We start from the raw sequence: 26,347 nt of genomic DNA, 5'->3' as shown, positions 1-26,347 counted from the left end.
GACCGCCTCGTGCGGGATTCGTGGAGCGGAGCCAGCAGATGAGCAGCGAGAACCTCCCCGGCGTGCCGCAGGGTGAGGCGCCGGACCAGACCCCCGAGCCCGTCGTCCGCAGGGGCATGTTCGGCGCCGGCGACACCGGCGACACCTCCGGGTACGGCCGGCTGGTCGTGCGGCGCCCGGCCCGGCTCGCCAGCGCCCGGCCGTACGGGTCCTACTTCGACGACGTGGCCGACGCGCTGGAACCCGTCGCCGGCGACGCGATCGAGCGTGTGGTCGTGGACCGCGACGAGGTCACCTTCCACATCGCGCGCGAGCGTCTGGTCGACGTGATGCGGCACCTGCGCGACGACCCGGCGCTGCGCTTCGAGCTGTCGCTCGGCGTCTCCGGCGTCCACTACCCGGACGAGACCGGAGGCGAGCTGCGCGCCATCTACCACCTGTGCTCGATCACGCACAACCGGCGGATCCGCGTCGAGGTCGCCTGCCCCGACTCCGACCGCCACATCCCGTCCACCGTTTCTGTCTACCCGACGCACGACTGGCACGAGCGGGAGACGTACGACTTTTTCGGGATCGTCTTCGACGGGCACCCGGCGCTGACCCGCATCGAGATGCCCGACGACTGGGAGGGCCACCCCCAGCGCAAGGACTACCCCCTCGGCGGCATCCCGGTGGAGTACCGCGGCGCCGAGACCCCCGCGCCGGACCAGAGGAGGTCGTACGCATGAGTACAACGACGACCGAGGGCAAGGTCTACGACGTCGCCGGTCAGGACTGGGACGAACTGGTCGAGACCGTCACGGAGTCGGCCGAGGAGCGCCTGGTCATCAACATGGGCCCGCAGCACCCGTCCACGCACGGCGTGCTCCGGCTGGTCCTGACGCTCGACGGCGAGACGGTGACCGAGGCCCGCACGGTGATCGGGTACCTCCACACCGGCATCGAGAAGAACATGGAGTTCCGGACGTGGACCCAGGGGGTCACGTTCGTCACCCGCATGGACTACCTCGCGCCGATCTTCAACGAGACGGCGTACTGCCTGGGCGTCGAGAAGCTCCTCGGCATCGCCGACCGGGTCCCCGAGCGGGCCCAGGCGATCCGCGTGATGATGATGGAGCTCAACCGGATCTCCTCGCACCTGGTGGCGCTCGCCACCTTCGGCATGGAGCTGGGCGCCACCACGCCGATGATCTACGGCTTCCGCGAGCGGGAGATGGTGCTCGACATCTTCGAGTACGTCACCGGCCTGCGGATGAACATGGCGTACGTGCGTCCGGGCGGCGTGAGCGTGGACCTCCCCGCGGGGGCCGTCGACAAGATCGGCGAGTTCCTCAAGGTCATGCCCGAGCGGATCAAGGACATCCGCAAGCTGCTGGACGAGAACCCGGTCTACACCCGCAGGACGAAGGACGTCGCCTACCTCGACCTCACCGGATGCATGGCGCTCGGCATCACCGGGCCCATGCTGCGGGCGGCCGGGCTCCCCTGGGACCTGCGCAAGTCGCAGCCGTACTGCGGTTACGAGACGTACGAGTTCGACGTCCCGACCGAGAAGACCTGCGACGTGTACGGCCGCTACCTCGTCCGCATGGCCGAGATGGAGGAGTCCCTCAAGATCGTCGAGCAGGCGCTGGACCGCCTGACCGGCCCGCTGAAGGGCGGCCCGGTGATGATCGACGACAAGAAGATCGGCTGGCCGTCGCAGCTCGCGCTCGGCCCCGACGGCCTCGGCAACTCGCCCGACCACATCGCGCACATCATGGGCAGCTCGATGGAGGCCCTGATCCACCACTTCAAGCTGGTGACCGAGGGCTTCCGGGTGCCGGCCGGCCAGGTGTACTCGGCGGTGGAGTCGCCGCGCGGCGAGCTGGGCGCGCACGTCGTCAGCGACGGCGGCACGCGGCCCTACCGCGTGCACTTCCGCGACCCGTCCTTCACGAACCTGCAGGCCGTGCCGGCGACCTGCGAGGGCGGCATGATCGCCGACGTCATCTCCGCGGTCGCCTCGATCGACCCGGTCATGGGAGGTGTGGACCGTTGAACGAGGAGGAGAGCGCGACCATGAGCACGGGCTACCCGCCCGAGGTCCGCGAGCGTCTGGAGACGGACGCCAAGGAGATCATCGGCCGCTACCCCAAGGCCCGCTCGGCCCTGCTGCCGCTGCTGCACCTGGTGCAGTCGGAGGACGGCTACGTCTCCGACGCCGGGTACGAGTTCTGCGCCGAGATGCTGGGCCTGAGCAAGGCCGAGGTCGTGGGCGTGGCGACCTTCTACACCATGTACAAGCGCAAGCCCGCGGGCGACTACAACGTGGGCGTCTGCATCAACGCGCTGTGCGCGGTCATGGGCGGCGACCAGATCTGGGACGAGCTGTCCGAGCACGTCGGCGTCGGCCACGACGAGACCACGTCCGACGGCAAGGTCACGCTTGAGCGGCTGGAATGCAACGCCGCCTGCGACTTCGCGCCCGTGATGATGGTCAACTGGGAGTTCTTCGACAACCAGACGCCGGAGTCGGCCAAGCAGCTCGTGGACGACCTGCGCGCCGGCAAGGAGGTCGTGCCGACGCGCGGCCCCGGGAAGCTGTGCACGTTCAAGGAGGCCGCGCGGGTCCTCGCCGGCCTGCCGGACGGGCTCGCGGGCGAGGGTCCCTCGGCCGCCGGACCGTCCCTGGAAGGTTTGAAGGTCGCCAAGGCCCACGGCTGGGAGGCGCCCGGAGGAGCGGTGAGCGACCGATGACCACCCTTACCCCCGTCCTCACCCGGAACTGGGACCAGCCCGGCTCCTTCACCCTGGAGGGGTACGGCGAGTACGCCGCGGCGCGGAAGGCGCTGAGCCAGGACCCGGACGCCATCATCCAGATGGTCAAGGACTCCGGGCTGCGCGGCCGCGGCGGCGCCGGCTTCCCGACCGGCATGAAGTGGGGCTTCATCCCGCAGAACGACGGCAAGGCGCACTACCTCGTGGTGAACGCCGACGAGTCGGAGCCGGGGACCTGCAAGGACATCCCGCTGATGATGGCGAACCCGCACGCCCTGGTCGAGGGCGTCATCATCACCTCGTACGCCATCAGGGCCAACCACGCCTTCATCTACGTCCGCGGCGAGGTGCTCCACGTCATCCGCCGGGTCCAGGCCGCGGTCCGCGAGGCGTACGAGAAGGGGTACCTCGGCAAGGACATCTTCGGCTCCGGGTACGACCTCGAACTGGTCGTCCACAGCGGCGCCGGGGCGTACATCTGCGGCGAGGAGACCGCGCTGCTCGACTCGCTGGAGGGCCACCGGGGCCAGCCCCGGCTCAAGCCGCCGTTCCCCGCGGTCGCCGGCCTGTACGCCTGCCCGACGGTCATCAACAACGTCGAGTCGGTGGCGAGCGTGCCGAGCATCGTGGCCAACGGCGCCGACTGGTTCGCCTCCATGGGCACCGAGAAGTCCAAGGGCTTCGGCATCTTCTCGCTGAGCGGCCACGTCACCCGGCCCGGCCAGTACGAGGCCCCGCTGGGGATCACCCTGCGCGAGCTGCTCGACATGGCGGGCGGGATCCGGGCCGGTCACGAGCTGAAGTTCTGGACGCCGGGCGGCTCCTCGACGCCGATCTTCACCGCCGAGCACCTGGACGTGCCGCTCGACTTCGAGTCGGTCGGCGCCAAGGGCTCGATGCTCGGCACCCGGGCGCTGCAGATCTTCGACGAGACGACCTGCGTGGTCCGGACCGTGCTGCGGTGGACCGAGTTCTACGCGCACGAGTCCTGCGGCAAGTGCACCCCCTGCCGCGAGGGCACCTACTGGCTCAAGCAGGTGCTCAAGCGGCTGGAGAAGGGCCAGGGGTCCGAGGAGGACCTGGCCACGATCACCGACATCGCCGACAACATCCTGGGCCGCTCGTTCTGCGCCCTCGGAGACGGCGCGACGAGCTGCATCCACTCGTCGGTGAAGCTCTTCCGCGACGAATATCTCAAGCACTTCGAGATCGGCGGCTGCCCGTTCGATCCCGCTGCTTCCACGGTGTGGGGGTCCAAGTGACGGTTCAGACAACTCAGCCGGAACAGTCCGTCGTGCCCATGGTGACCCTGACCATCGACGGGTTCCAGATCAGCGTGCCGAAGGGCACCCTGATCATCCGGGCCGCTGAGCTGCTCGGGATCCAGATCCCCCGGTTCTGCGACCACCCGCTGCTCGACCCGGCGGCGAACTGCCGCCAGTGCCTGGTGGACATCACCGACGCGGGCAACGGCCGCGGCTTCCCCAAGCCGCAGCCGTCGTGCGCCATCGAGGTGGCCGAGGGCATGGTGGTCAAGACGCAGCTCACCTCGCCGGTGGCCGAGAAGGCCCAGCGCGGTGTGATGGAGATGCTGCTCCTGAACCACCCGCTCGACTGCCCGGTCTGCGACAAGGGCGGCGAGTGCCCCCTGCAGAACCAGGCCATGTCGAACGGCCAGGGCGAGAGCCGGTTCGTCGAGCAGAAGCGGACGTTCGAGAAGCCGATCGCGCTGTCCACGGAGGTGCTGCTCGACCGCGAGCGGTGCATCCAGTGCGCGCGGTGCATCCGCTTCTCCGACCAGATCGCCGGTGACCCGCTCATCGACTTCTTCGAGCGCGGGGCCAAGGAGCAGGTGGGCGTCGCCGACGGCGAGCCGTTCGAGTCCTACTTCTCGGGCAACACCGTCCAGATCTGCCCGGTGGGCGCGCTGACCGGCGCCGCCTACCGGTTCCGCTCCCGCCCGTTCGACCTGGTGTCCACGCCGAGCGCCTGCGAGCACTGCGCCTCCGGCTGCGCCCTGCGTACGGACCACCGCCGCGGCCGGGTCACCCGCCGCCTGGCCGGGGACGACCCGCAGGTCAACGAGGAGTGGAACTGCGACAAGGGCCGCTGGGCCTTCCAGTACGCCACCCAGCCCGACCGGCTCAAGACGCCGCTGATCCGCGACGAGGACGGCCGGCTGGTCCCCACCTCCTGGCCCGAGGCGCTCGAGGTCGCGGCCAAGGGGCTCGCGGCGGCGCGCGGCAAGGCGGGCGTGCTGGTCGGCGGCCGGGTCACCGTCGAGGACGCCTACGCGTACGGCAAGTTCGCCCGGGTCGCGCTCGGCGTCAACGACGTCGACTTCCGCGCCCGGCCGCTGTCGGACGAGGAGGCGCGCTTCCTCGCCCACGCGGTCGCGGGCAAGGGCATCGAGGTCTCCTACACCGACCTGGAGCAGGCCCCGGCCGTGCTCCTCGCCGGGTTCGAGCCCGAGGAGGAGTCCCCGATCGTCTTCCTGCGGCTGCGCAAGGCCGCGCGGAAGAAGGGCCTCAAGGTCTACTCACTGGCGCCGTTCGCCACTCCCGGCCTGACCAAGATGGGCGGCACGCTTCTGCGGACCGTGCCCGGCGGCGAGGCCGAGGCGATCGGCGACCTGATCAACTCGGGGAGCGACCTGCTGCCCGCCGGGTCGATCATCCTGGCCGGCGAGCGGCTCGCCACCGCCCAGGGCGCGCTCTCCGCCGTCCTGCGGCTCGCGCAGACCGCCGGCGCGAAGCTCGCCTGGGTGCCGCGCCGGGCCGGTGAGCGCGGCGCGATCGAGGCCGGCGCGCTGCCCAACCTGCTGCCGATCGGCCGCCCGGTGGCGGACGAGACGGCCCGGGCCGAGGTGGCCAGGACGTGGAACGTCTCGGCCCTCCCCGAGGCCGAGGGCCGCGACACCGACGGCATCCTCACCGCCGCTCTCGACGGTGAGCTGGACGCGCTCGTCGTCGCCGGCGTCGACCCGTACGACCTGGCCGACCCGGGCCGGGCGCTCGCCGCGCTGGAGAACACGCCGTTCATCGTCAGCCTGGAGATCCGCGCCAGCGCGGTGACCGACCGGGCCGACGTGGTGCTCCCGGTCGCCGCGGTGGCCGAGAAGTCCGGCACGTTCGTCGACTGGGAGGGCCGCGGCCGCTCGTTCGACGTCGCGACGGCCGTCCCCGGAGTGATGAGCGACCTCGCGGTCGTCTCCGCGATCGCCGACCACATGGACGTCCACCTGGCGCTGCCGGATGCCGCCGCCGCGCGGCGCGAGCTCGGCTCCCTGGGCTCCTGGCGCGGCGCACGCGCGGCCGCGCCGAGCGTGACCGGCGGACGGCAGGCCCGCGAGCCGGGGGCGGGGGAGGCCGTGCTGGCCACCTGGCACCTGCTCCTCGACGACGGCAGGCTGCAGGACGGCGAGCCGTACCTGGCGGGCACCGCCCGCGCGGCGGTCGCGCTGCTGTCGGAGGCCACGGCCGCGGAAGCCGGTGTGGCCGACGGCGACAAGCTGACCGTCGGCGGCTCGGTGACCCTGCCCGTGCGGATCGCCGACCTGCCCGACCGCGTGGTCTGGATGCCGGCCAACTCCGCGGGCGTGTCGGTCACCCGTGACCTGCGCGCCGTCGCCGGCGACGTGGTGACGATCTCCGGCGGCCAGGACGTCCTCGAGACGGTGAACGAGGAAGTGGAGACCGAGCGATGAACCCGAACACTGGTCCCACGCTGCAGGACTTCGGCCACGACCCGTTGTGGCTGTCCATCATCAAGGCCCTGTTCATCTTCGTGGTCCTGATGCTTGGCGTGCTGTTCGGCGTGTGGACCGAGCGCAAGCTCATCTCGCGCATGCAGCACCGGTACGGCCCCAACCGGGCGGGCAAGTTCGGCCTGCTCCAGTCGGTGGCCGACGGTCTGAAGATGGGGCTCAAGGAAGACATCACGCCCCGGACGGTCGACAAGGTCGTCTACTTCCTCGCCCCGGTCATCATCGCGGTGCCGGCGTTCCTGGCCTTCTCGGTCATGCCGTTCGGCCCGATGGTGTCGATCTTCGGCGTGAAGACGCCGCTGCAGCTCACCGACCTCCCGGTCGCGGTGCTGCTGGTCCTCGCGACGGCCTCGATCGGCGTGTACGGCATCGTGCTCGCCGGGTGGGGCTCCCGCTCGCCGTACGCGATCCTGGGCGGTCTGCGCTCCAGCGCCCAGGTGGTCTCGTACGAGATCGCGATGGGCCTGTCGTTCGTGGCGGTCTTCCTGGCGGCGGGCACGCTGTCCACCTCGGAGATCGTGGCCAAGCAGGCCGGCGGCGGCACCTGGGACGTCTTCGGGTTGTCGATCCCGCAGCCGTCCTGGTACGCGATCTCGCTGCTGCCCTCGTTCCTGATCTACGTGATCACGATGCTGGGCGAGACCAACCGCGTGCCGTTCGACCTCCCCGAGGGCGAGGGCGAATTGGTGGGTGGCTTCCACACCGAGTACTCCTCGTCGCTCAAGTTCGCGATGTTCATGCTCGGCGAGTACATCAACGTGTTCACGGTCTCCGGCGTCGCGATCACGCTGTTCCTCGGAGGCTGGCGGGCTCCCTGGCCGATCTCGATCTGGGAGGGGGCGAACACCGGCTGGTGGCCGATGCTGTGGTTCTTCATCAAGCTCGTCCTGGTGTTCGCGTTCTTCGTCTGGGTCCGCGCCTCGCTGCCGCGCGTGCGGTACGACCAGCTCATGGCCTTCGGGTGGAAGGTGCTCATCCCCCTCAACCTGGCCTGGATCCTGCTCTACGCGACCCTCAAGGCGCTGCGTCTGCCCGAGGTCGACAGGGCGTTCGTCCTCACCATCGGCGCGTTCGTCGTCGTGGGCGGGCTCGCGATCTGGTTCCGGTTCGACACGCTGCTCCAGCGGCGCAGGGAGGCCAAGGCCGCCCAGATCGAGGAGGAGTTCGAGCAGCTTCGCGAGGAGCCGGAGGCGGGCGGGTTCCCGGTGCCGCCGCTGGACCTCCCGCACTACCACGGCGTCCTGCCGGCGGCCCAAGCAAGCACCGCGGTCAAGGAGGTGACCAGTGGGAGCAACTGATTGGCTGAATCCGATCAAGGGATTCGGCGTCACCTTCCACCACATGTTCAAGAAGCCGGTGACGGTCAACTATCCGGAGGAGAAGCGGCCGACGGCGCCGCGCTTCCACGGACGGCACCAGCTCAACCGGTGGCCCGACGGCCTGGAGAAGTGCGTCGGCTGCGAGCTGTGCGCCTGGGCCTGCCCGGCGGACGCGATCTTCGTGGAGGGCGCGGACAACACCGAGACCGAGCGCTTCTCCCCGGGAGAGCGGTACGGACGCACCTACCAGATCAACTATCTGCGGTGCATCCTGTGCGGTCTGTGCATCGAGGCGTGCCCGACCCGGGCGCTCACGATGACCAACGAGTACGAGCTCGCCGACTCCAGCCGCGAATCCTTGATCTACACCAAGGAGATGCTCCTCGCGCCGCTGGCCCCGGGCATGGAGCAGCCGCCCCACCCGATGCGTCTCGGCGAGACCGAAGAGGACTACTACCGGTTGGGTCGTAGCAATGGGTGAGACCATCACGTTCTGGGTGCTGGCGGTCGTGTCCGTGACCGCCGCGCTCGGGCTCGTATTCAGCCGCAAGGCGGTCTACTCGGCATTGATGCTGGGCACCGTCATGCTGTCGCTCGCGGTGCTGTACGCCGTGCAGGACGCACCGTTCCTCGCGGCCGTGCAGATCATCGTGTACACCGGCGCGGTCATGATGCTGTTCCTGTTCGTGCTCATGCTCGTGGGCGTGGACTCCGCGGACTCGCTCGTGGAGACGATCAGGGGGCAGCGGTTCTGGGCGATCGTGGCGGGGCTCGCCTTCGCCGCGCTGCTCGGGCTCGGCGTCGGCAACGCCGTACTGGCGGCCCCGAAGGGGCTGGAGGCGGTGACCGCGAAGGGCAACGTGCCCTCGCTGGCCGAGCTGATCTTCACGCGCTACGTCTTCGCGTTCGAGGTCACCTCGGCGCTGCTGATCACGGCCGCGCTCGGCGCGATGGTGCTGGCGCACCGCGAGCGCACCGCGCCGAAGCCGACGCAGAAGGACCTGTCCCGGGCCCGCTTCGTCGAGTACGCCGAGCACGGCCGCAACCCCGCGCCGCTGCCCGGCCCCGGCACCTACGCCCGGCACAACGCCATCGACATGCCGGCGCTGCTGCCGGACGGCTCGGTCTCGTCGTTGTCGGTCAACCGGGTCCTCGCCCGGCGCGAGGCCGCTGAGGGCACCCTGGCCCCCGAGATCCTCGCGGCCCTGGAGGCCGAGGACCGGGAGACCGAGGAGCGGCGGCGCGAGAAGTCCGAGGAGCCGGCCCGCCACCACGCGAACGGCGCCAACGGGTCGGGCCCCAACGGCTCCTCATCCGACGGGGCCGCTTCCAACGGGGCCGCCGGAGTCGGGCACGCCGCTCCGGACGACGCGGCCGCACCGGTCGAGGAGTCGCGGGCGACGGCCCCGGAGAAGGGCGAGGAGGCGGAATGACAACGCACTACCTGGTGCTCTCCGCGCTGCTGTTCGTGATCGGCGGCGTCGGGGTGCTGGTACGGCGCAACGCCATCGTGGTCTTCATGTGCGTCGAGCTCATGCTCAACGCCTGCAACCTGGCGTTCGTCACCTTCGCCCGGCAGAACGGCAACCTCGACGGCCAGATCATCGCCTTCTTCGTGATGATCGTGGCCGCCGCCGAGGTCGTCATCGGCCTGGCCATCATCGTGACGATCTTCCGAACCCGCAGGTCCGCGTCCGTCGACGACGTGAACCTGCTGAAGTACTAAGAGGTGGCCGTGGAACCCGCAAAGATCATCGAGCACGCCGGGGGAGTGATCGGCGTCTCCTGGCTGCTGATCGCTCTGCCACTGCTCGGCGCCGCCGTCCTGTTGCTGGGCGGGCGCAGGACCGACAGGTTCGGTCACCTGCTTGGGGTCGCCACCGCCGTCGCCTCCTTCGTGGTGGGCGTGCTGGTCTTCCTCCAGCTGCTCGGATTCGACCCGGCGGAGCGCCGCCGGGTCGTCCCGCTGTACGACTTCATCCCCGGCCTCGTCGACCCGATGGGGCTCCTGATCGACCCGCTGTCGATCTCGTTCGTGCTGCTGATCACCGGTGTGGGCTCGCTGATCCACATCTACTCGATCGGCTACATGGCGCATGACCCGAACCGGCGGCGGTTCTTCGCCTACCTGAACCTGTTCGTCGCGGCGATGCTGCTGCTGGTGCTCGCCGACAACTACATCGGCCTGTACGTCGGCTGGGAGGGCGTGGGTCTCGCGTCGTACCTGCTGATCGGGTTCTGGCAGCACAAGCCGTCGGCCGCCACCGCGGCGAAGAAGGCGTTCATCGTCAACCGGGTCGGCGACTTCGGCCTGGCGATCGCCATCTTCATCATCTTCACGACGTTCAACACGGTGTCGTTCGCCGGGGTCATGACGTCCGGGGCGGACGCGAGCCAGGGGTCGCTCACCGCGATCGGCCTGCTGCTCCTGCTCGGCGCCTGCGGCAAGTCGGCGCAGCTCCCGCTGCAGTCCTGGCTCCTGGACGCGATGGAGGGCCCGACCCCGGTCTCGGCCCTCATCCACGCCGCGACCATGGTCACCGCGGGCGTCTACCTCGTGACCCGTTCGGGCGCGATGTTCTTCCCGGAGGGCTCGACCGCGGCGATCGCGGTCACGATCGTCGGCGTCGCCACGCTGCTCGCCGGTGCGATCATCGGTACCGCCAAGGACGACATCAAGAAGGCGCTCGCCGGCTCGACGATGTCCCAGATCGGCTACATGATGCTGGCCGCCGGCATCGGCCCGGCCGGGTACGCCTTCGCGATCGCGCACCTGATCACCCACGGCTTCTTCAAGGCCGACATGTTCCTCGGCGCCGGTTCGGTCATGCACGCCATGAACGACGAGGTCGACATGCGCAAGTACGGCGGCCTGCGCAAGGTCATGCCGATCACGTTCGCCACGTTCATGATCGGATACCTGGCGATCATCGGGTTCCCGCTGCTGTCCGGTTACTTCACCAAGGACGGCATCATCGAGAGCGCGATGGAGCACAACGCCACCCTCGGCTGGCTCGCGGTGCTCGGCGCCGGCATCACCGGTTTCTACATGTCGCGCCTGGTGTTCATGACGTTCTTCGGCAAGAAGCGCTGGGAGGCGGACGCCCACCCGCACGAGTCGCCCGCCGTCATGACGTGGCCGCTGATCATCCTGTCCGCCGGCTCGATCGTCCTGGGCGGTTACCTGATCCTGGGCAACCGGTTCATGACGTTCCTCGCCCCCGCGGTCGGCCTGCCGGAGCACCTGCCCTCGTTCCACCCGTTCAGCGTGGCCGGACTGGTCACCCTGGCGCTCGTGGCGGCCGGCGCGGCCCTCGCCTGGTTCAAGTACGGCGCGGGCGAGGTGCCGGTCACGGCCCCGCGCGGCTCGTTCCTCACCACGTTCGCCCGGCGTGACCTCTACGGCGACGCGATCAACGAGGCGCTGTTCATGCGGCCCGGCCAGTGGCTGACCCGGCTCGCGGTGTTCTTCGACAACCGCGGGATCGACGGGCTCGTCAACGGGCTGGCCGCGGGCATCGGCGGCACGTCGGGCAGGCTGCGGCGGGTCCAGACCGGGTTCGTCCGCTCGTACGCGCTGTCGATATTCGTCGGCGCCGCCATCCTGGTCGGTGCCTGGTTCGTCGTAGGGAACCTGTGATGCACTACTGGCTCTCAACCCTGATAGGTGTGCCCGTGGTGGGCGCGCTTGGCGTCGCGGCCGTGAAGAACGAGCTGCGTGCCAAGCAGGCGACCCTCGGGGTCTCCCTGCTCGTGCTGGTGCTGGCCGCCATCATGGCGGTCCAGTTCAGCCCCAACGGCGACAAGTTCCAGTTCACCGAGACGTACGACTGGGTGCCGTCGTTCGGCATCCACTTCGGTCTCGGCGTGGACGGCATCGCGCTGGTCCTCATCCTGCTGTCCGTCGTGCTCGTGCCGATCGTGGTGCTGGCCTCCTGGCACGAGGCGGACAAGGGCAAGCGGTCGGTCCGTACGTACTTCGCGCTGCTCCTGGTGCTGGAAGCGATGATGATCGGCGTCTTCGCGGCGACCGACGTCTTCCTCTTCTACGTCTTCTTCGAAGCCATGCTGATCCCGATGTACTTCATGATCGGGTCGTACGGCGGGGCGCAGCGGTCGTACGCGGCGGTCAAGTTCCTGCTCTACTCGCTCTTCGGCGGCCTGCTGATGCTCGTCGCGGTGATCGCGCTCTACTCGATCGCCGACAAGGGCTCGTTCATGTTCTCCGACCTCGTCGGGAGCGTCCAGGACGTCGGCACCCAGAAGTGGCTGTTCCTCGGCTTCTTCATCGCCTTCGCGATCAAGGCGCCGCTGTGGCCGTTCCACACCTGGCTGCCCGACGCGGCGGCGCAGGCCCCCGCGGGCGCCGCGGTGCTGCTCGTCGGTGTGCTCGACAAGGTCGGCACGTACGGCATGCTGCGCTTCTGCCTGGAGCTGTTCCCGGCGGCGGCGGACTACTTCACCCCGCTGGTGCTGGTGCTCTCGGTCGTCGGCATCGTCTACGGCGCGATCGTCGCCATCGGGCAGACCGACATGAAGCGCCTCATCGCGTACACGTCGATCTCGCACTTCGGCTTCATCACGATGGGCGTGTTCGCGATCACCGTGAACGGGGCCTCCGGGGCCACGCTGTACATGGTCAACCACGGGTTCTCGACCGGCGCGCTGTTCCTGATCGCCGGCTTCCTGATCCACCGCCGCGGCTCGCAGTACATCAAGGACTACGGCGGCGTGCAGAAGGTGGCCCCGATCCTGGCCGGGACGTTCCTGGTCGCCGGTCTGTCCGGGCTCGCGCTGCCGGGGCTCAACTCGTTCGTGAGCGAGTTCATGGTCCTGATCGGCAGCTTCGAGACGCAGCCCGTTTACGCGATCATCGCCACCAGCGGCGTGGTGCTGGCCGCCATCTACATCCTGTGGATGTACCAGCGCACCATGAACGGTCCGACCGCGGACTCGGTCCGCGAGATGAAGGACCTGAACGTCCGTGAGAAGTGGGTCCTCGCCCCGCTGATCGCGCTGATCGTCGCGCTCGGCTTCTTCCCGAAGCCGCTGCTCGACGTCATCAACCCCGCCGTGACGGACTCGATCTCCCAGGTCCAGCACGTCCAGAAGGCGTCTGTTGCACAGGAGGGCCAGTGACCGGCACCATCCAAGCGCCGACAATCGAATACGCGCTGCTGGCGCCGATGCTGGTCGTCTTCGGCGCGGCGATCATCGGCGTCCTCGTGGAGGCGTTCGCCCCGCGCTACCTGCGCTCGGCGATCCACAAGCCGCTGACGCTGCTGGCGCTGGCCGGCGCGTTCGTGATCACGATCTGGCAGGCGCGTACCGGCATCCCGACCACACCCTCGGCGATGGGCGCGGTGGCGGTGGACGGCCCGGCGCTGTTCATCTGGGGCACGATCCTCGTGCTCGCGTTCGTGAGCGTGCTGCTCATCAACGACGAGGGCCACTTCGTGGCGTCGGCCTCGGCCGTACCCGGCTCGCCGGAGGAGGAGCGGGCGCTCACCGAGGGCGCCACGCACACCGAGGTCTACCCGCTGGTCCTGTTCGCGGTCGGCGGCATGCTGCTGTTCCCGGCGGCGAACGACCTGCTCGCGATGTTCGTGGCCCTCGAGGTCATGTCGCTGCCGCTCTACCTGCTGTGCGGGCTGGCGCGCCGCCGCCGCCTGCTCTCGCAGGAGGCCGCGGTCAAGTACTTCCTGCTCGGCGCCTTCTCCTCCGCGTTCTTCCTCTACGGCACGGCCCTGCTGTACGGCTACGCCGGCTCGGTGGACCTGGCGAAGATCGGGACCGCGCTCGGCAACGTCGGCGGGCAGGACACCCTGCTCTACATCGGCGTGGCGATGCTCGGCGTCGGCCTGCTCTTCAAGGTCGGCGCGGCGCCGTTCCAGGCGTGGAAGCCGGACGTCTACCAGGGCTCGCCGACCCCGATCACCGCGCTGATGGCCTCGGGCACGCTCGTCGCCGCGTTCGGCGCGCTGCTGCGGGTGTTCTGGGTGGCGCTCGGCGGCCTGGAGTGGAGCTGGACCCCGATCATGTGGGGTGTGGCGATTCTCACGATGGTCGTCGGCGCGATCCTCGCGATCACCCAGACGGACATCAAGCGCATGCTCGCCTACTCCTCGATCGCGCACGGAGGCTTCCTGCTCATCGGCGTGGTCGCTCTCGGCGACAACCAGCAGCACAACGCCTCCGCGCTGTCCGCGCTGCTGTTCTACCTGGTCGCCTACGGGTTCACCACGGTGGGCGCGTTCGCCGTCGTCACCACGGTCCGCGACGCGGGCGGCGAGGCGTGGCACCTGTCCCGGTGGGCCGGGCTCGGCAAGCGCCGTCCGCTGGTCGCCACGGTGTTCGCCCTCTTCCTGCTCGCCTTCGCCGGCATCCCGCTGACCAGCGGTTTCTTCGGGAAGTACGCGGTGTTCCAGGCGGCGGTGGACGCCGGCGCGACGCCGCTCGTGGTGGTCGGCGTGGTGTCCTCGGCGATCGCCGCGTTCTTCTACGTCCGGGTCATCGTGCTGATGTTCTTCAGCGATCCGGCGGCCGACGGACCCGCCGTGGTGATTCCTGGAGGCACCTGGGCGGTCGGAGCCGTGGCGGTATTGGCTACCGTAGTCCTCGGGGTATTCCCGCAGCCCGTGCTCGACCTGGCGCACACGGCTGCCCAGTCGTTGTTCGTCCGATAGGAGCTTCCCTCTATGGCCGCGCCGCCCGTTGTTGACCTGCCTCTCGTCGACGAGCGGCTGGCCGCGGATCTGGCGACCGGGCTCGCGGCCGTGGAGAAGCTGCTCCGCTCCTCGGTGGAGAGCGAGGACTCCTTCGTCACGGAGGCGTCCCGGCACCTCATCGAGGCCGGTGGCAAGCGTTTCCGGGCCATGCTCGTCCTGCTCGCCGCCCAGTTCGGCAACCCCGACGCCCCGGGCGTGGTGCCCGGGGCCGTCGTGATCGAGCTGACCCACCTCGCCACGCTGTACCACGACGACGTGATGGACGAGGCGCCCGTACGGCGCGGCTCGCCGTCGGCGAACGCCCGCTGGGACAACACCGTGGCCATCCTCACCGGCGACTACCTGTTCGCCCAGGCGTCCGAGATCCTGTCCGATCTCGGACCGGACCCCATCCGCATCCAGGCGCAGACGTTCTCCCGCCTGGTCCGGGGGCAGATCCGCGAGACGATCGGTCCGTCCGAGGGCGTCGACCCGATCAGCCACTACATCCAGGTGCTCGCCGACAAGACCGGCTCCCTCATCGCCACCTCGGGCCGTTTCGGCGCCATGCTCTCGGGCGCGCCGGCCGAGGTGACCGCCCGGCTGACCGAGGCGTGCGAGGCGATCGGCGTCGCCTGGCAGCTCGGCGACGACCTCATCGACGTGGCGGCGCCGACGGCCGACTCGGGCAAGACCCCCGGCACCGACCTCCGCGAGGGCGTCCAGACCCTGCCCGTGCTGTACGCGCTGGCGTCCGACCGCGAAGAGGACGCGCGGCTGCGGGCCCTGCTGTCCGGGCCGGTCGCCGAAGATGACGTCGACGAGGTGCTGGAGCTGCTGCGGGCCAACCAGGCGATGGCCGACGCCCGCGACGAGCTGCTGCGGTGGGCGGACAGAGCCAAGGCGGCGCTCGCCGACCTGCCCGCGATCCCGGCCCGCGAGGCCCTCATCGGGCTCTGCGACTACGTCGTCGAGCGCTCGGGCTGATCCCCCGGCCCCGGGACGGCTCGCGGCTCTGCGGCCCGCTGAGGCCGTCCGGGGCGTTCTTCCGCGTCATGAGAGGACGCCGCGCCCTTACCCGTACGGGGGGCGCGGCGTTCTTGGCGTTATCGGGTGTACGGATAGCGCCGCGATCTCCGGGGTGGCGAGAGAGGGCCTGCGCTCTTGCCCGTACCGGAGGGGCGCGGCGTTCTTGTGCGTAACGGAGGTCGCGGCGTTCTTCCGGTTCTTCCGGGGGGTTCTTTCGGAGCCGGGAGGGTGTGGCTTTCTGACCTGGCGTGGCGTCAGACCGTTTCGAGCGCGGGCTCCGCGCCGGCCCTGCGACGTGTGGCGCGGGCGGCGCGCAGGCTGTCCCACGTGAAGACGCTGAGCGCGAGCCAGACTATGGCGAACCCGATCCACCTGCTGCCGGGCATGGTCTCGTGCGCGACCAGGATGCCGCACAGGAACTGCAGCACCGGGGCGATGTACTGGAGCAGGCCGACGACGGTCAGCGGCACCCGGATCGCGGCCGCGGAGAAGAACAGCAGGGGAACCGCCGTGATCAGCCCGGCGCCGACGAGCAGCGCGATGTGGCCGGCCCCGTGGTCGACGAAGGTGCCGGTGCCGTTCGCCTGGAGGAAGACGAGATAACCGAGCGCGGGCACCAGCAGCACCAGCGTCTCGATCGTGAGGCTCTCCGCCGCGCCGACCTGCGCGGCCTTCTTGACCAGTCCGTACGTGCCGAAGGACGCGGCCAGGACCAGCGCGATCCAGGGCAGCCGGCCGTAGTCGAACGCCAGGACGAGCACCGCGACGGCGCCGAGGCCGACGGCCGCCCACTGCCAGGGACGCAGCCTCTCGCGGAAGACGAGGACGCCGAACAGGACGCTGACCAGAGGGTTGATGAAGTACCCGAGCGCACTCTCCACGACGTGCCCGGTGTTGACGGCGTAGATGTACATGCCCCAGTTGGTGGAGATGACGAGGGCGGCGAGGGTGAGCAGGAGCACCTGGCGGCGCGTCATCGAGCGGAACCACGACCAGTGGCGGCGGACGGCCAGGATCGCCAGGACCGCGACGAGGGACCAGACCATGCGATGCGCGAGGATCTCGACGGCTCCGGCGGGCTTCAGCAGCGGCCAGTAGAGGGGGAACAACCCCCACATCGCATAGGCGGCGATGCCGTACAGGACTCCTCGGCGTGATTCAGGCATGACACCCAGTGTGACTCCTTACGGGATTTAATACAAATAAGCAATGGTTTGTCTGGTATTTAGAGATGCTTATGGGAGGGAACAAACGCGGCGGCGTCCCGGTTCGACGCCATGGAGGTGCGACATGGGCTGGCTGTTCGGACACGACAAGACATCGATGGTGGCCCCCTCGGAGGCGCTGCCGGGACGATCCGAGACGATGCCGGTGGCGTCCCGGCACCTGGTGCTCGACGCCCCGCTGGCTCCGCCGTACGGGGACGGCACGGAGATCGCCGACTTCGGGCTGGGATGCTTCTGGGGCGCCGAACGCAAGTTCTGGCAGACGCCCGGCGTGGTCTCCACGGCCGTCGGCTACGCGGGCGGATACACGCCCAATCCGACGTACGAGGAGGTCTGCACCGGCAGGACCGGTCACACCGAGGTCGTCCGCGTGGTCTTCGACCCCCGGCGGGTGTCGTACGAGGAGCTGCTGAAGGTCTTCTGGGAGGCCCACGACCCCACCCAGGGCATGCGTCAGGGCAACGACGTCGGCACGCAGTACCGCTCGGCCGTCTACACCCACGGCGCCGAGCAGGAGAAGGAGGCCCTCGCCTCTCGTGACGCGTACCAGCGGGTGCTGGACGAGGCCGGATACGGCCACATCACCACGGAGATCGCCCCCGCCGGTCCCTTCTACTTCGCCGAGGACTACCACCAGCAGTACCTTTGGCGCAATAAAAACGGCTACTGCGGGATAGGGGGAACCGGGGTCGCCTGCCCGGTGGGCATCGCTCCCGCTGGCGAGTGAACAAGGCGGTCTTCGACGAGGTCTCGGTCCTGTGGGCCGAGCACAGAGGGCAGTTCTGTCCGGACGATCTCCGTGATTTCGAGATCAACGGACAGCCGGTCATGCTGTTCGATCTCTACATGGCAGGATGCTTGACCAGCTACGTCGGGAGTCGGCGCGGAGTGTTACCGGCTGACCAACTCGGAATCGTAGGAAAGTGCGCCCGCGATCTGCGGGCGCTTCTTCCACGCATCCGCCGACGTGAGAACCGGACCTACGTCGCACGTTTGCTCCGCATCGCCAACCTGATCCTCAGTGATGCGCCCCAGGCGACCCACCACGCAGAGTGATAACGGCGAGAATTTTCTCTACAGGGTCAAGGCGACCCGCCTGCGGCGGCTCGCGGCGCGCCGAGCGGCCAGCGGGCCGGGCATGCGGCTCTCCGGCCGGTCCCGGCCCGCGCCGCCCGCGCGCTCTCTGACGCTGAGGTAGAGGCCTCCAGGCGCGAAAGATGCCCGAGTCAGCGATGTGCCCTGCAGGGACTCCTCGCCGTGAAACGATCAGCACGCGGAAGCCGGTCCAGCGTCGCTGGGAAGCTTAATCGAAAGGCAATTCCACTTCTTCCGAGACCTTGCCGCCACCGTTCCCCGTTTTGCCCTTTGCCGAAGCCTCAGTCCATTTGGGCTCATAGACCCATTCGGCGCGCCTTAGCTCGTCAGACTTGCCAGCCTTCCAGAACTCCACTGGAGCTTTGCGCATACGCTTCTGTACGAGGGCAGCGAAGTCCACCATAAAGACCACCGTCTCGACGCCGCGCCACGTCGCCGTGTTCGGCCTCGTGGTCATGATCCGGTGCACGAATCGCAGGTCTTCGAGTTCGACAATCTCCCGTCCCCAGCCAGTATCCATGTGCTCGCGACGCACAAGGAAAAAGAAAGTATCGCGATCACGGACGAACTTCACCAGATCGTCGAATCGAGATTCAAGAGTCGGGGCATCCCGTCCAGCGTCATTGCGCAGGTCGGTCTGCTTGCGTTGAAGGCGCAGACCCGCTGCTGCCTGGACGTTCTCAGCGCCAATGGCGAACGGTTCGCTGCTACCTTCGCCTCTCTGGGAGGATTCCCAACCGGCATCAGCCGCCGCGATAAGGAGGTCAAAATAGTCGCGAGCAACGGCACCGCCAGCAATCAACACGGCCCGCTCACGCGCCGTTGGCGTAAGAACGTCTTTGACCTTGAATCCGGCAGGGGTAAGTACCCCGTTTGTAACTTCTTCAAGAAAGGTCTGCGCTGTTGCGAAGTCCGCCAGGCCAACATCAAGAGAGAGGTGCTGAAGGTCGTGTGGCGGCTGCATGCCAAGTGGCGGGTCGCCGTCGGCGAATGACTGCGTCCTTGAGTGAACACTGCCAATCTTCAACCAGACGTTGCTCCGCTTCGTAATGCCGTGAAGGTGATCCAGGACGAGCGGTTGCTTATCTTTGGCAATGAAGTAGAAGTCGTCGAGTACGACAAGGAGAGATTTTCGCCCGTCGAGATTAGCAGCGCCCTCCAGAACCTGTGCGATCGCAGGAGCCAGGTCGCGAAGGAAATCCTCCTTTCGACGCGTTTGTGTGGAGGTTTCCGATGTCTTCGTTCGTCTAGACCGTGAGCCTCCAGCCGATGCGCTCAACTTCGCGTACTGGTTGGCTACGCTGCCTCGTAGGCTGACTTTTAGGTCACTTGTCCGCGCCTCGTCGCTCTCTATACTTTGCGTGACCTCGGCGCCAGCCTTACGGAGTGCATCAAGGACGGCGAGCAGCTCCTTAACCTTTCGACGAAGCTGCCGCTGCGGCTTTTTCCACCCTTTGGGCTCGATTGCCTGAAGGATATCGATGATGATCTCGATGAGGACATCAGGGTAGGAGCGAGACTTGTGCGTCTCCACGTCTACGAAGATGACCCGGGCACCCCGTTCCTCTGCCCGCCGCTGGAGAACAGCGAGCGTTGTGGACTTGCCGACGCCTCGACGGCCAGTGACGAGGTGGTTGACAGCTGACTCAAGCGTGGCGACCGTACCGGGGCGAAGCTCCACGAAGCGATCACTTAAGGCCTCATCGGCCTGGTTGGTCGTCCGCAGGGCGGCCGACAGGGCCGCCTTGAACGACTGAAGGTTGTCACGGTCCAGCAAGGTCGCCCTCCAGCGCCACAATCAATGCGGACTAGGCTAGGTGACGTGTGCAGAGTTTGCCCTGGCTTCACCAAAAGTGCCGCGATGCTCCCTCTCTGGTGAAGTTGCTGGCGCAACACGCCGCCAGACGGCGGAAGATCGGGCTGCCGCGCCGCTTCCGGTGCTCGGGCCTGGCGGCCCTGCGCTCCGGGTCGGCTTGCCACCGGATAAGCGGGTTGCTGTGGTCTGCTGTACAGCAGGGAAGTACAGCAACGCCGCCTCACGCAGCCTGATCGTCCCGTTTGGCGTCTCACGGTTGAGCAGCAGCGCCGGCGAACTCAGTCACTGACATGAGGACATGGGTCCGCACACCTGCACGATCTTGGAAGCTCCCTATTGGCTGGTGACAGCAGTGCTGACAGCAACATCCCCGCACACGGGCTCACTGCACACATTCCTGACCACGGCCTCGCTCAGCCGAGCAGGGTGATCGGTCCGCCTGATAGGCGGAAGGTCGTGCGGGATATCCGCCAATGGATGATGCTGGCCCCCTGGTTCCCGCTTCTCGTTGTTCGTGGCTGCTACGGCTGGTTGGAGAGCGCGGCGGCGCGGACTCCGGATCTCTCTTCCCCAGGGATGGGAGTCATCAGCGCCGCCGCGCTCGTCAGTGACGCGACGATACGGGGCCTGAACGGGGGCGTCAGGACGGCCCATACCGTCGCGCCGGTCTGGAAACTCAGGACACTGGCCGCAACCGAGGGCGTCGCGAATCCTTCTCTTCGCCCCGTTTCTCCTCGGCCAGGTGTCGGGCCAGCTCCTCAAGATCCACGCCACAGCGGACATTGGACAGCCCGCGTGCCACCTTCTGGGGTGGAAGGTTCGTGCGACGGACGGCGCACCAGCCGCCCCCGGCCGCGTCGGTGATGGTCCACTGCTTGCCGTACTCGGCTTCCAGGCCGCGTAGGGTCACGGTCATACCGGCAGCCCTATCCACCTTGAGGGAATCTCCGAAAGCACCTCGCGGATCAGCTCCGACAGCGGGTGCTCGTCTCGCAGTTCGGCGTACCGGTTGGCGATACGGCGAGCGGCCGTCACCGGGTCGTCGGCCGGACAGTAGGCGTGCTCCCGTAGTCCGGTCCGCTGGGAGATCCGCCCCGACCACCAGGAGAAGGACGCGCCGTCGGTCCAGACCACAAGGTCCACCCAGACCGATACCAGCGCGATCCCGTAGCCCTCGTGAACGTCAGCCGCGATGCCGAGATCTTCCAGCGCTGTCAGTAATCGGTTGGCTGCCCGGAGTGGTAAGCGATGCATGCCGCGATCATCACGAAGGGCGGCACACGCGCTGAACAGCCCAGCACTGTCGGTAGCGGCTCTATTCGTGTCACGAATACGGCCGCGCTGAGGTGATCTGGCTTAACCTAGCGTCATGGATCGAGCGAGCGGCAGCTTGCCGCCCCAGTTCTGGTCTTCCCCTCGTGCGGCGTCCGCGCTCGCGGAGTGCGACATCCCCACCATCCTTGCCGAAGCCATGCGAACGCACGGATGGACGCAGGGACAGCTCGCCGAGGCGGTGGGCTACTCCCAGAGCTGGGTCTCCAAGGTGCTCCGGCACCGACAGCCGCTCACCATTGATCAAGTCCGGGAGATATCAGGCCGACTCGGAGTCCCGCTCCATCTGCTCCGGTTCGGTCATCGGGGAGATGACGATCCGACGAAACGGCGAGATTTCGGCAAGGCGGTGGCTCTCGCGGCGCTCACCGTCGCCCCGACTCCGAAACGCGCCGAGGCCGACGAGACCACGGCGCCCACTCTCACCGCGATCACTGGCGCGCAACGACGTCTTGAGGCCACCACTCCGGCGCGTGAGTTGGCACGCGGTGCGGTCGCCCATGTGGAGATGGCCAACCGGACCCTTGGCCGCGCCGCACTGTCCGCGCACGCCGCAGAGATCTGCGCCGCAGTCAGCGAGGCCGCCGGATTCGCCGCCTGGCTGCATGCCGACATGCACGACACCGGCACGGCGCGCACCTACTACCGCCTTTCCATCGACACAGCCCGGCGGGCGCAGCACAACCTCCTCAGCAGCTACATGATCGGCAGCCTGGCCTCATTCGAGATCGACGCGGATGATCCTGCTCTCGGCCTGGGGCTGCTCGCGGAAGCGCGACGCCAGCTCGGTGATCGGCCACCCGCGACCGCGCACGCATGGTTGTCGAGCATCGAGGCGCTCGGATACGCCACCGCCCACAACGCCACGGCAGCCCTGACCGCATTGCAGACCGCGGAGAAGGCCGTCACCGCGAGCGAACACGCCGCCGCCCCACCGTGGCCGTGGGTCTTCCCGTTCGACCACGCCAAGCTCGCGGGCTACCGCGCTCTGGTCATGGTGCGTCTGGAACGGCCCGAGGAGGCCGTGAGCGCGTTCGCGGAGTCCCTTTCCTCGACGCAACCAGCGGTCAAGCAACGGGGCGTACTGATGACCGAGGTCGCCGCCGCCAAGAGCATGACCGGTGAGATCGACGAGGCGTTCCATCTGGCGGGGGAGGCCCTCCGGATCGGGATGAGCCACGGATCCGACCGGGTCATCCACCGCGTGCGGCGCTTCCGCAGGAACTACACCGGACCGATCACCAGCGGCGTTCGTGCCTTCGACGACAGGCTTCGCGCCACCCTCTTGTAGAGATGAGGATCATGCCTCGTATCGCCATCTCCGGCCACCGGGGACTGCCCCAGGCCACCGCTGCTCTCATCGAAGCCGAGCTGAAGAGAGCCTTTGACGACGCAACGGACGTGATCGGCCTGTCTTGCCTGGCGGATGGTGCTGATCAGATCTTCGCCCGAGCGGTTGTGGAAGTGGGGGGCAGGTTGGAGGTCGTCGTTCCCGCGCAGAAGTACCGGGAGGGACTGCCCCCGGAGGCGTGGCGCGAGTATGACGCGCTGATCAGCCGGGCGGACAGGGTTCACCAACTCGATTTCGTCGAGTCCACCTCTGAGGCGCACATGGCCGCCAGCGTGTTCATGCTCGACCAGGCGGACCATCTCTTCGCCGTATGGGACGGCAAGCCCGCCCGAGGGTTCGGCGGAACCGCCGACGTCGTCGCTGAGGCTCGTAGCCGAGGCATGGCCGTACGGGTGGTCTGGCCGGAAGGGGCGGAGCGCGACTGAAGCGGAGCAGTGGCCCGGCTACCGTGGTGCCGCCGGCCGAACTCGCTTTGCTCACCCTTCGGGTGCCTACGGCATTCCGCCGGCCGCACCACTCGCGTACGTGACCAGGCAGCCGTTATGCCGGGTCCCGCCGTTCCCGCTCACGGGCGATCCGGCGAGCGGTGGCGATGCGTTGCCGGGCGTGCTCGGCCCAGAAGTGCTCCCCGTGCCGATGGCCGCTCCCGGCGTAACGCCACTCCTGATGTGTCACGGTCTCCCGCTCCACGACGGCCGGGAGGCCGATCAGCTCGCGTGCTTCCTTGGCGCGATGATTGGCCCGCGCTTGACGCAGGTCCCCGAGCGTGACCGAGTAGAGGCGGCTCTTCGTCGAGAAGTGGCCCCGGTAGCCGAGCATGTGAGCCCACTGCCGCAACGGCAGGTGCCGATATTGGGGAAGGTCACCGAGGCTGAAGCAGGTGTAGATCATGCGTCGGGCGTGCTCGGTCACCTCCAGCCGGGAGATCTCCCAGGCGTGGCGGATCGGGCGGTCTACGGTTCCCGCTGACTCGGCTCCCTTGGTGGCGTACTTGGCCACGTAGGACGCCACCCGCTGATCACTCATCCCCTCCAGATCGGCCGCGACGTATACCGGCCGCACGTCGATCTGCTCACCCCAGCCCAGGACGGCATCGGAGACGGGCACGGCGACCTGTCCGGCCGCTTCATGTAGCGCGCGGTCCAGCAGCGGGACGGTCGCCCAGTGCGGAGGAGCATCACCGGGACCGTCCGGCCCGTCGAGGCGGATCACCGCGTGAAAGTGGACCAGGCCGCGCGCCTGATACTCGGCGACCTTGGCATAGGACAGCCGCAGGTGCCGCCGCAGCTCCGTACGGCTGACGCCTACCAGCCGAGCGAAGACCGCCGGAAGGCCCTGCGTGAGTCTGCGCCACAGCTCGCCCGCGTGAGCGTTCCACAGCACCGCGCCCCGGTAGTCGTAGCAGTCCACGCACAACGGTTGCCCGACCTGGGGATCGTCACGGTCGTGCCGAGCCCCGCAACCTTCCCGCCGTCCGTGCTCGCACAGGGGGTTGTCTCGACGAGCGCGGCACGGCAGCGCCTTACCGTCCCTCTCTCGGTGCGCGTGGACTGCGCCGAAGGATGGAGCGGTGAAGGTGGCGAACACGCGGGGGTGAGCGTTCACGTCCTCGGGGACGCCCTTGCCACCGCGCAGGCCGGAGAGGATCAGGTGATAGGTGTCGTCCCGATAGACCTCCGAGCAGGCCGGACAGCGGGACGCGCGCCGGTTGCCGCACGCCGTCAGTAGGTAGCCCGTTGGTTCGTCGGCCGTCCGGTAGACGTCCAGGACCTCACCTGTACCGGCGTCGAGGGTGACCCTTTCCCCGTGCAGCCGGATCGGTTGAGCACAGCCGCCCGTGGCCCGCACCATCTGTTGCCAGCGCGGGAAGTCCGGCATCTCCGCGCGTTGCGCAGCGGCCACGATCCCAGCGGAGAAGGAGGGACGCTCACTCACGCGGCATCCTTCCCGCCCTGCTCGGACGGAGAGTCTGCGCGGGCAGGCTCGTCGACCACTTCGACGCCCAAGATGGTGGCGACCCGGTGCCATTTGTCGGCGGACCAACGAGGAGATTCGGCGGCTTTGCGTCTGCCCCACTCCTGGGCAGATGTGAGGGTCGGTGTGGTCAGGTCGGCTCCTTTCCTCGTGGGTGGAGCCACCGCCGCGCATGCGGAACAGACGCCGGGCACCGTGAGCCAGCAGCCGAACGGCCGAACACGGGCACGTCAGCGAGAGAACCTGGGAGTGTGCGACCAGAAATGAAAGGGCGTGACGCCTGCCGCTGGGCCGGGTCCCTCCAGCGGTACGGCGTTAGCCTCGGGCTTTCGCGGTGAATTTCTCCGAGGTTGATCGTTTACATGAGAAAAGCGCCTCTGAACTGGGAGGATCGGGCTTGTCGAGAGTCCTGTCCGCGCCAATTCAGAAGGCACTTTTCACGTGCAGACTATCGGTTCCCAACGCAAGATCGTGGTCTCCGCCGATGGAGCGGGACTCGTCTCCCAAGCCGGTGGGCTTCTCCTGCTGGAGACACTGCGGGTCACCGGCCTGAACAAGGCCCTATCAGCCCAGTTGGAGCGATGGCGGCCACCACGGGCCGTCCACGATCCCGGCAAGGTCATCACCGACCTGGCCATCAGCCTGGCTCTCGGCGGGGACTGCCTGGCCGACATCGCGATACTGCGCTCTCAGCCGGAACTGTTCGGCCATGTAGCCTCCGACCCGACCGTCTCCCGCCTGATCGACCGGCTCGCTGCCGACCCCGCCCGGGCGCTGAAAGCCATCCGCGCCGCACGTGCCGTCGCCCGCCGGCAAGCCTGGACCCTCGCCGGACAGCACGCGCCCGGCACAGACGGCGAGCTGATCCCCATCGACATCGACGCCACCATCGTCATCGCCCACTCCGACAAGGACCAGGCCACGCCGACCTGGAAGAAGACCTTCGGCTTCCACCCGATGACCGTCTTCGCCGACCACGGCGCCGACGGGGCCGGTGAGCCCCTCGCCATCGTGCTACGGCCAGGCAACGCCGGTTCCAACACCGCACTCGATCACATCGACGCCACCCGGCTGGCACTCGCGCAGCTCCCCAAACAGCGCCGCCGCCAGGTGCTGATCCGCACAGACTCCGGCGGCGGCACCCACGAGTTCCTCACCTGGCTCACTCGCCCAGGACGGCGGCTCGCCTACTCCATCGGGTTCACCCTCACCGACGACATCCAGCAGGCGATCCTCACCTTGCCGCCCGATGCGTGGACACCCGCCTACGACGCAGACGGCAAGGTCCGGGCTGGTGCCTGGGTCGCCGAGCTGACCGGCCTGCTCGACCTTTCCTCCTGGCCGAAGGGGATGCGGGTCGTCGTGCGCAAGGAGCGGCCCCATCCGGGCGCGCAGTTGCGCTTCACCGACATCGACGGGCACCGCTTCACGTGTTTCATCACCAACACCCGGCACGGTCAGCTCGCTGACCTGGAGTTACGCCACCGTCGCCGCGCCCGCTGCGAGGACCGCATCCGCGCCGCCAAGGACACCGGCCTACGCAACCTGCCCTTGCGTGACTTCACTCAAAACCAGATCTGGGTGGAGATTGTCGCGCTGGCCTGTGAACTCCTCGCCTGGACGCAGATGCTCGCCCTACACGGCACTTCCGCTCGCCGGTATGAGCCCAAACGCCTGAGGCTGCGCCTGTTCGCCGTTGCCGCCCGGCTGGTCCGTGGTGGTCGGCGCCTGCGCCTGCGCATCGCCGCGTCCTGGCCCTGGGCCAGCCAACTGGTCGCAGCCATTACCCGGCTCCAGGCACTCCCGGCCCCGACCTGACCAGCACAAAGCCACCCCGACGATCAGGGAAGGACACCTTGAGGGCCCGTGGAACCCCGCTCACCCGGCGCGATAGCCGGGCCGCCAGGTTGACCACGGCCCCGATTTCAAACTCCAGCCGAACCGCTCAGCCAGCCACCGGATAGACGTGAAA

At 68.3% G+C, this 26,347-nt stretch carries 23 protein-coding genes; 18 read left to right on the top strand and 5 right to left on the bottom strand.

Annotated features, from left to right (window positions below):
• Positions 1-38: 38 nt before the first annotated feature.
• The 13 genes from AWQ70_RS04585 to AWQ70_RS04525 are packed head-to-tail and all read left to right on the top strand — an operon-like array spanning position 39 to position 15,539.
• Positions 39-728: an NADH-quinone oxidoreductase subunit C gene (locus tag AWQ70_RS04585; protein WP_067170819.1), complete on the top strand. Its 690-nt coding sequence runs from the start codon at positions 39-41 to the stop codon at positions 726-728.
• Entirely contained in the window at positions 725-2,041 is a 1,317-nt protein-coding gene (locus AWQ70_RS04580; RefSeq protein ID WP_067170815.1) for an NADH-quinone oxidoreductase subunit D, read from the top strand. Before AWQ70_RS04585 ends, AWQ70_RS04580 begins: the two co-directional genes overlap by 4 nt.
• Positions 2,038-2,739 (top strand): NADH-quinone oxidoreductase subunit NuoE, encoded by a 702-nt coding sequence (nuoE, locus tag AWQ70_RS04575; protein ID WP_281196836.1) that lies wholly within the window; start codon positions 2,038-2,040, stop codon positions 2,737-2,739. Before AWQ70_RS04580 ends, nuoE begins: the two co-directional genes overlap by 4 nt.
• Complete coding sequence (nuoF, locus tag AWQ70_RS04570) at positions 2,736-4,022, top strand: NADH-quinone oxidoreductase subunit NuoF (RefSeq protein ID WP_067170811.1); 1,287 nt, start codon at positions 2,736-2,738, stop codon at positions 4,020-4,022. Before nuoE ends, nuoF begins: the two co-directional genes overlap by 4 nt.
• Entirely contained in the window at positions 4,019-6,466 is a 2,448-nt protein-coding gene (locus AWQ70_RS04565) for an NADH-quinone oxidoreductase subunit G (RefSeq protein ID WP_084516525.1), read from the top strand. The genes nuoF and AWQ70_RS04565 overlap by 4 nt, the downstream gene beginning before the upstream one ends.
• A complete protein-coding gene (gene nuoH, locus AWQ70_RS04560) occupies positions 6,463-7,824 on the top strand; it encodes an NADH-quinone oxidoreductase subunit NuoH (RefSeq protein ID WP_067170807.1) in 1,362 nt (453 codons plus the stop codon). The genes AWQ70_RS04565 and nuoH overlap by 4 nt, the downstream gene beginning before the upstream one ends.
• A complete protein-coding gene (gene nuoI / locus AWQ70_RS04555; RefSeq protein ID WP_082776637.1) occupies positions 7,811-8,326 on the top strand; it encodes an NADH-quinone oxidoreductase subunit NuoI in 516 nt (171 codons plus the stop codon). Before nuoH ends, nuoI begins: the two co-directional genes overlap by 14 nt.
• Positions 8,319-9,278 carry an NADH-quinone oxidoreductase subunit J gene (locus tag AWQ70_RS04550; RefSeq protein ID WP_084516524.1) on the top strand — a complete coding sequence of 320 codons (960 nt, stop codon included), beginning with the start codon at positions 8,319-8,321 and terminating at the stop codon, positions 9,276-9,278. Before nuoI ends, AWQ70_RS04550 begins: the two co-directional genes overlap by 8 nt.
• Entirely contained in the window at positions 9,275-9,571 is a 297-nt protein-coding gene (gene nuoK / locus AWQ70_RS04545) for an NADH-quinone oxidoreductase subunit NuoK (protein WP_061253845.1), read from the top strand. The genes AWQ70_RS04550 and nuoK overlap by 4 nt, the downstream gene beginning before the upstream one ends.
• A gap of 9 nt (positions 9,572-9,580) precedes the next feature.
• Positions 9,581-11,485, top strand: coding sequence for an NADH-quinone oxidoreductase subunit L (gene nuoL, locus AWQ70_RS04540; protein WP_373282305.1), 1,905 nt, complete (start codon positions 9,581-9,583; stop codon positions 11,483-11,485).
• Positions 11,485-12,984, top strand: a complete 1,500-nt coding sequence (locus AWQ70_RS04535) for an NADH-quinone oxidoreductase subunit M (protein WP_067170804.1) — start codon at positions 11,485-11,487, stop codon at positions 12,982-12,984. Before nuoL ends, AWQ70_RS04535 begins: the two co-directional genes overlap by 1 nt.
• The gene (gene nuoN / locus AWQ70_RS04530; RefSeq protein ID WP_067170801.1) at positions 12,981-14,531 is read left to right on the top strand and encodes an NADH-quinone oxidoreductase subunit NuoN; all 1,551 of its coding nucleotides are present in this window, start codon (positions 12,981-12,983) and stop codon (positions 14,529-14,531) included. The genes AWQ70_RS04535 and nuoN overlap by 4 nt, the downstream gene beginning before the upstream one ends.
• A gap of 12 nt (positions 14,532-14,543) precedes the next feature.
• Complete coding sequence (locus AWQ70_RS04525; RefSeq protein WP_067170797.1) at positions 14,544-15,539, top strand: polyprenyl synthetase family protein; 996 nt, start codon at positions 14,544-14,546, stop codon at positions 15,537-15,539.
• Between the two features lie 296 nt (positions 15,540-15,835).
• On the opposite strand, the gene rarD is transcribed toward AWQ70_RS04525, so the two are convergent.
• Complete coding sequence (rarD, locus tag AWQ70_RS04520) at positions 15,836-16,747, bottom strand: EamA family transporter RarD (protein ID WP_067170794.1); 912 nt, start codon at positions 16,745-16,747, stop codon at positions 15,836-15,838.
• A gap of 124 nt (positions 16,748-16,871) precedes the next feature.
• On the opposite strand from rarD, the gene msrA reads away from it, so the two are divergent.
• Both msrA and AWQ70_RS04510 read left to right on the top strand, forming a co-directional pair.
• Positions 16,872-17,534: a peptide-methionine (S)-S-oxide reductase MsrA gene (gene msrA / locus AWQ70_RS04515; protein ID WP_067170791.1), complete on the top strand. Its 663-nt coding sequence runs from the start codon at positions 16,872-16,874 to the stop codon at positions 17,532-17,534.
• Complete coding sequence (locus AWQ70_RS04510) at positions 17,531-17,863, top strand: hypothetical protein (protein WP_067170787.1); 333 nt, start codon at positions 17,531-17,533, stop codon at positions 17,861-17,863. Before msrA ends, AWQ70_RS04510 begins: the two co-directional genes overlap by 4 nt.
• Positions 17,864-18,110: 247 nt before the next feature.
• Here AWQ70_RS04510 and AWQ70_RS38580 read toward each other — a convergent pair whose 3' ends face one another.
• The 3 genes from AWQ70_RS38580 to AWQ70_RS04490 form a co-directional block, all read right to left on the bottom strand.
• A complete protein-coding gene (locus AWQ70_RS38580; protein WP_157529883.1) occupies positions 18,111-19,679 on the bottom strand; it encodes a P-loop NTPase family protein in 1,569 nt (522 codons plus the stop codon).
• A gap of 715 nt (positions 19,680-20,394) precedes the next feature.
• Positions 20,395-20,634: a hypothetical protein gene (locus tag AWQ70_RS38575; protein WP_157529882.1), complete on the bottom strand. Its 240-nt coding sequence runs from the start codon at positions 20,632-20,634 to the stop codon at positions 20,395-20,397.
• On the bottom strand, positions 20,631-20,972 hold the full coding sequence (locus AWQ70_RS04490) for a hypothetical protein (RefSeq protein ID WP_067170773.1): 342 nt from the start codon (positions 20,970-20,972) through the stop codon (positions 20,631-20,633). The genes AWQ70_RS38575 and AWQ70_RS04490 overlap by 4 nt, the downstream gene beginning before the upstream one ends.
• A 115-nt stretch (positions 20,973-21,087) precedes the next feature.
• Here AWQ70_RS04490 and AWQ70_RS04485 point away from each other — a divergent pair, with 115 nt between their 5' ends.
• Positions 21,088-22,341 (top strand): helix-turn-helix domain-containing protein, encoded by a 1,254-nt coding sequence (locus AWQ70_RS04485; protein WP_067170770.1) that lies wholly within the window; start codon positions 21,088-21,090, stop codon positions 22,339-22,341.
• Positions 22,342-22,352: 11 nt separating this feature from the next.
• Positions 22,353-22,826: a hypothetical protein gene (locus tag AWQ70_RS04480; protein ID WP_067171408.1), complete on the top strand. Its 474-nt coding sequence runs from the start codon at positions 22,353-22,355 to the stop codon at positions 22,824-22,826.
• Positions 22,827-22,941: 115 nt separating this feature from the next.
• Here AWQ70_RS04480 and AWQ70_RS04475 read toward each other — a convergent pair whose 3' ends face one another.
• A complete protein-coding gene (locus tag AWQ70_RS04475) occupies positions 22,942-24,336 on the bottom strand; it encodes a replication initiator (protein ID WP_067170767.1) in 1,395 nt (464 codons plus the stop codon).
• Positions 24,337-24,816: 480 nt separating this feature from the next.
• On the opposite strand from AWQ70_RS04475, the gene AWQ70_RS04470 reads away from it, so the two are divergent.
• Complete coding sequence (locus tag AWQ70_RS04470; RefSeq protein WP_084516523.1) at positions 24,817-26,193, top strand: IS1380 family transposase; 1,377 nt, start codon at positions 24,817-24,819, stop codon at positions 26,191-26,193.
• Positions 26,194-26,347 lie beyond the last annotated feature (154 nt).

It is taken from the genome of Microtetraspora niveoalba (assembly GCF_001570405.1).
Taxonomy (GTDB): Bacteria; Actinomycetota; Actinomycetes; order Streptosporangiales; family Streptosporangiaceae; genus Microtetraspora; species Microtetraspora niveoalba.
Note: the sequence above shows the minus strand (reverse complement) of the source record. Positions and strands in the feature narration are given on the sequence as shown.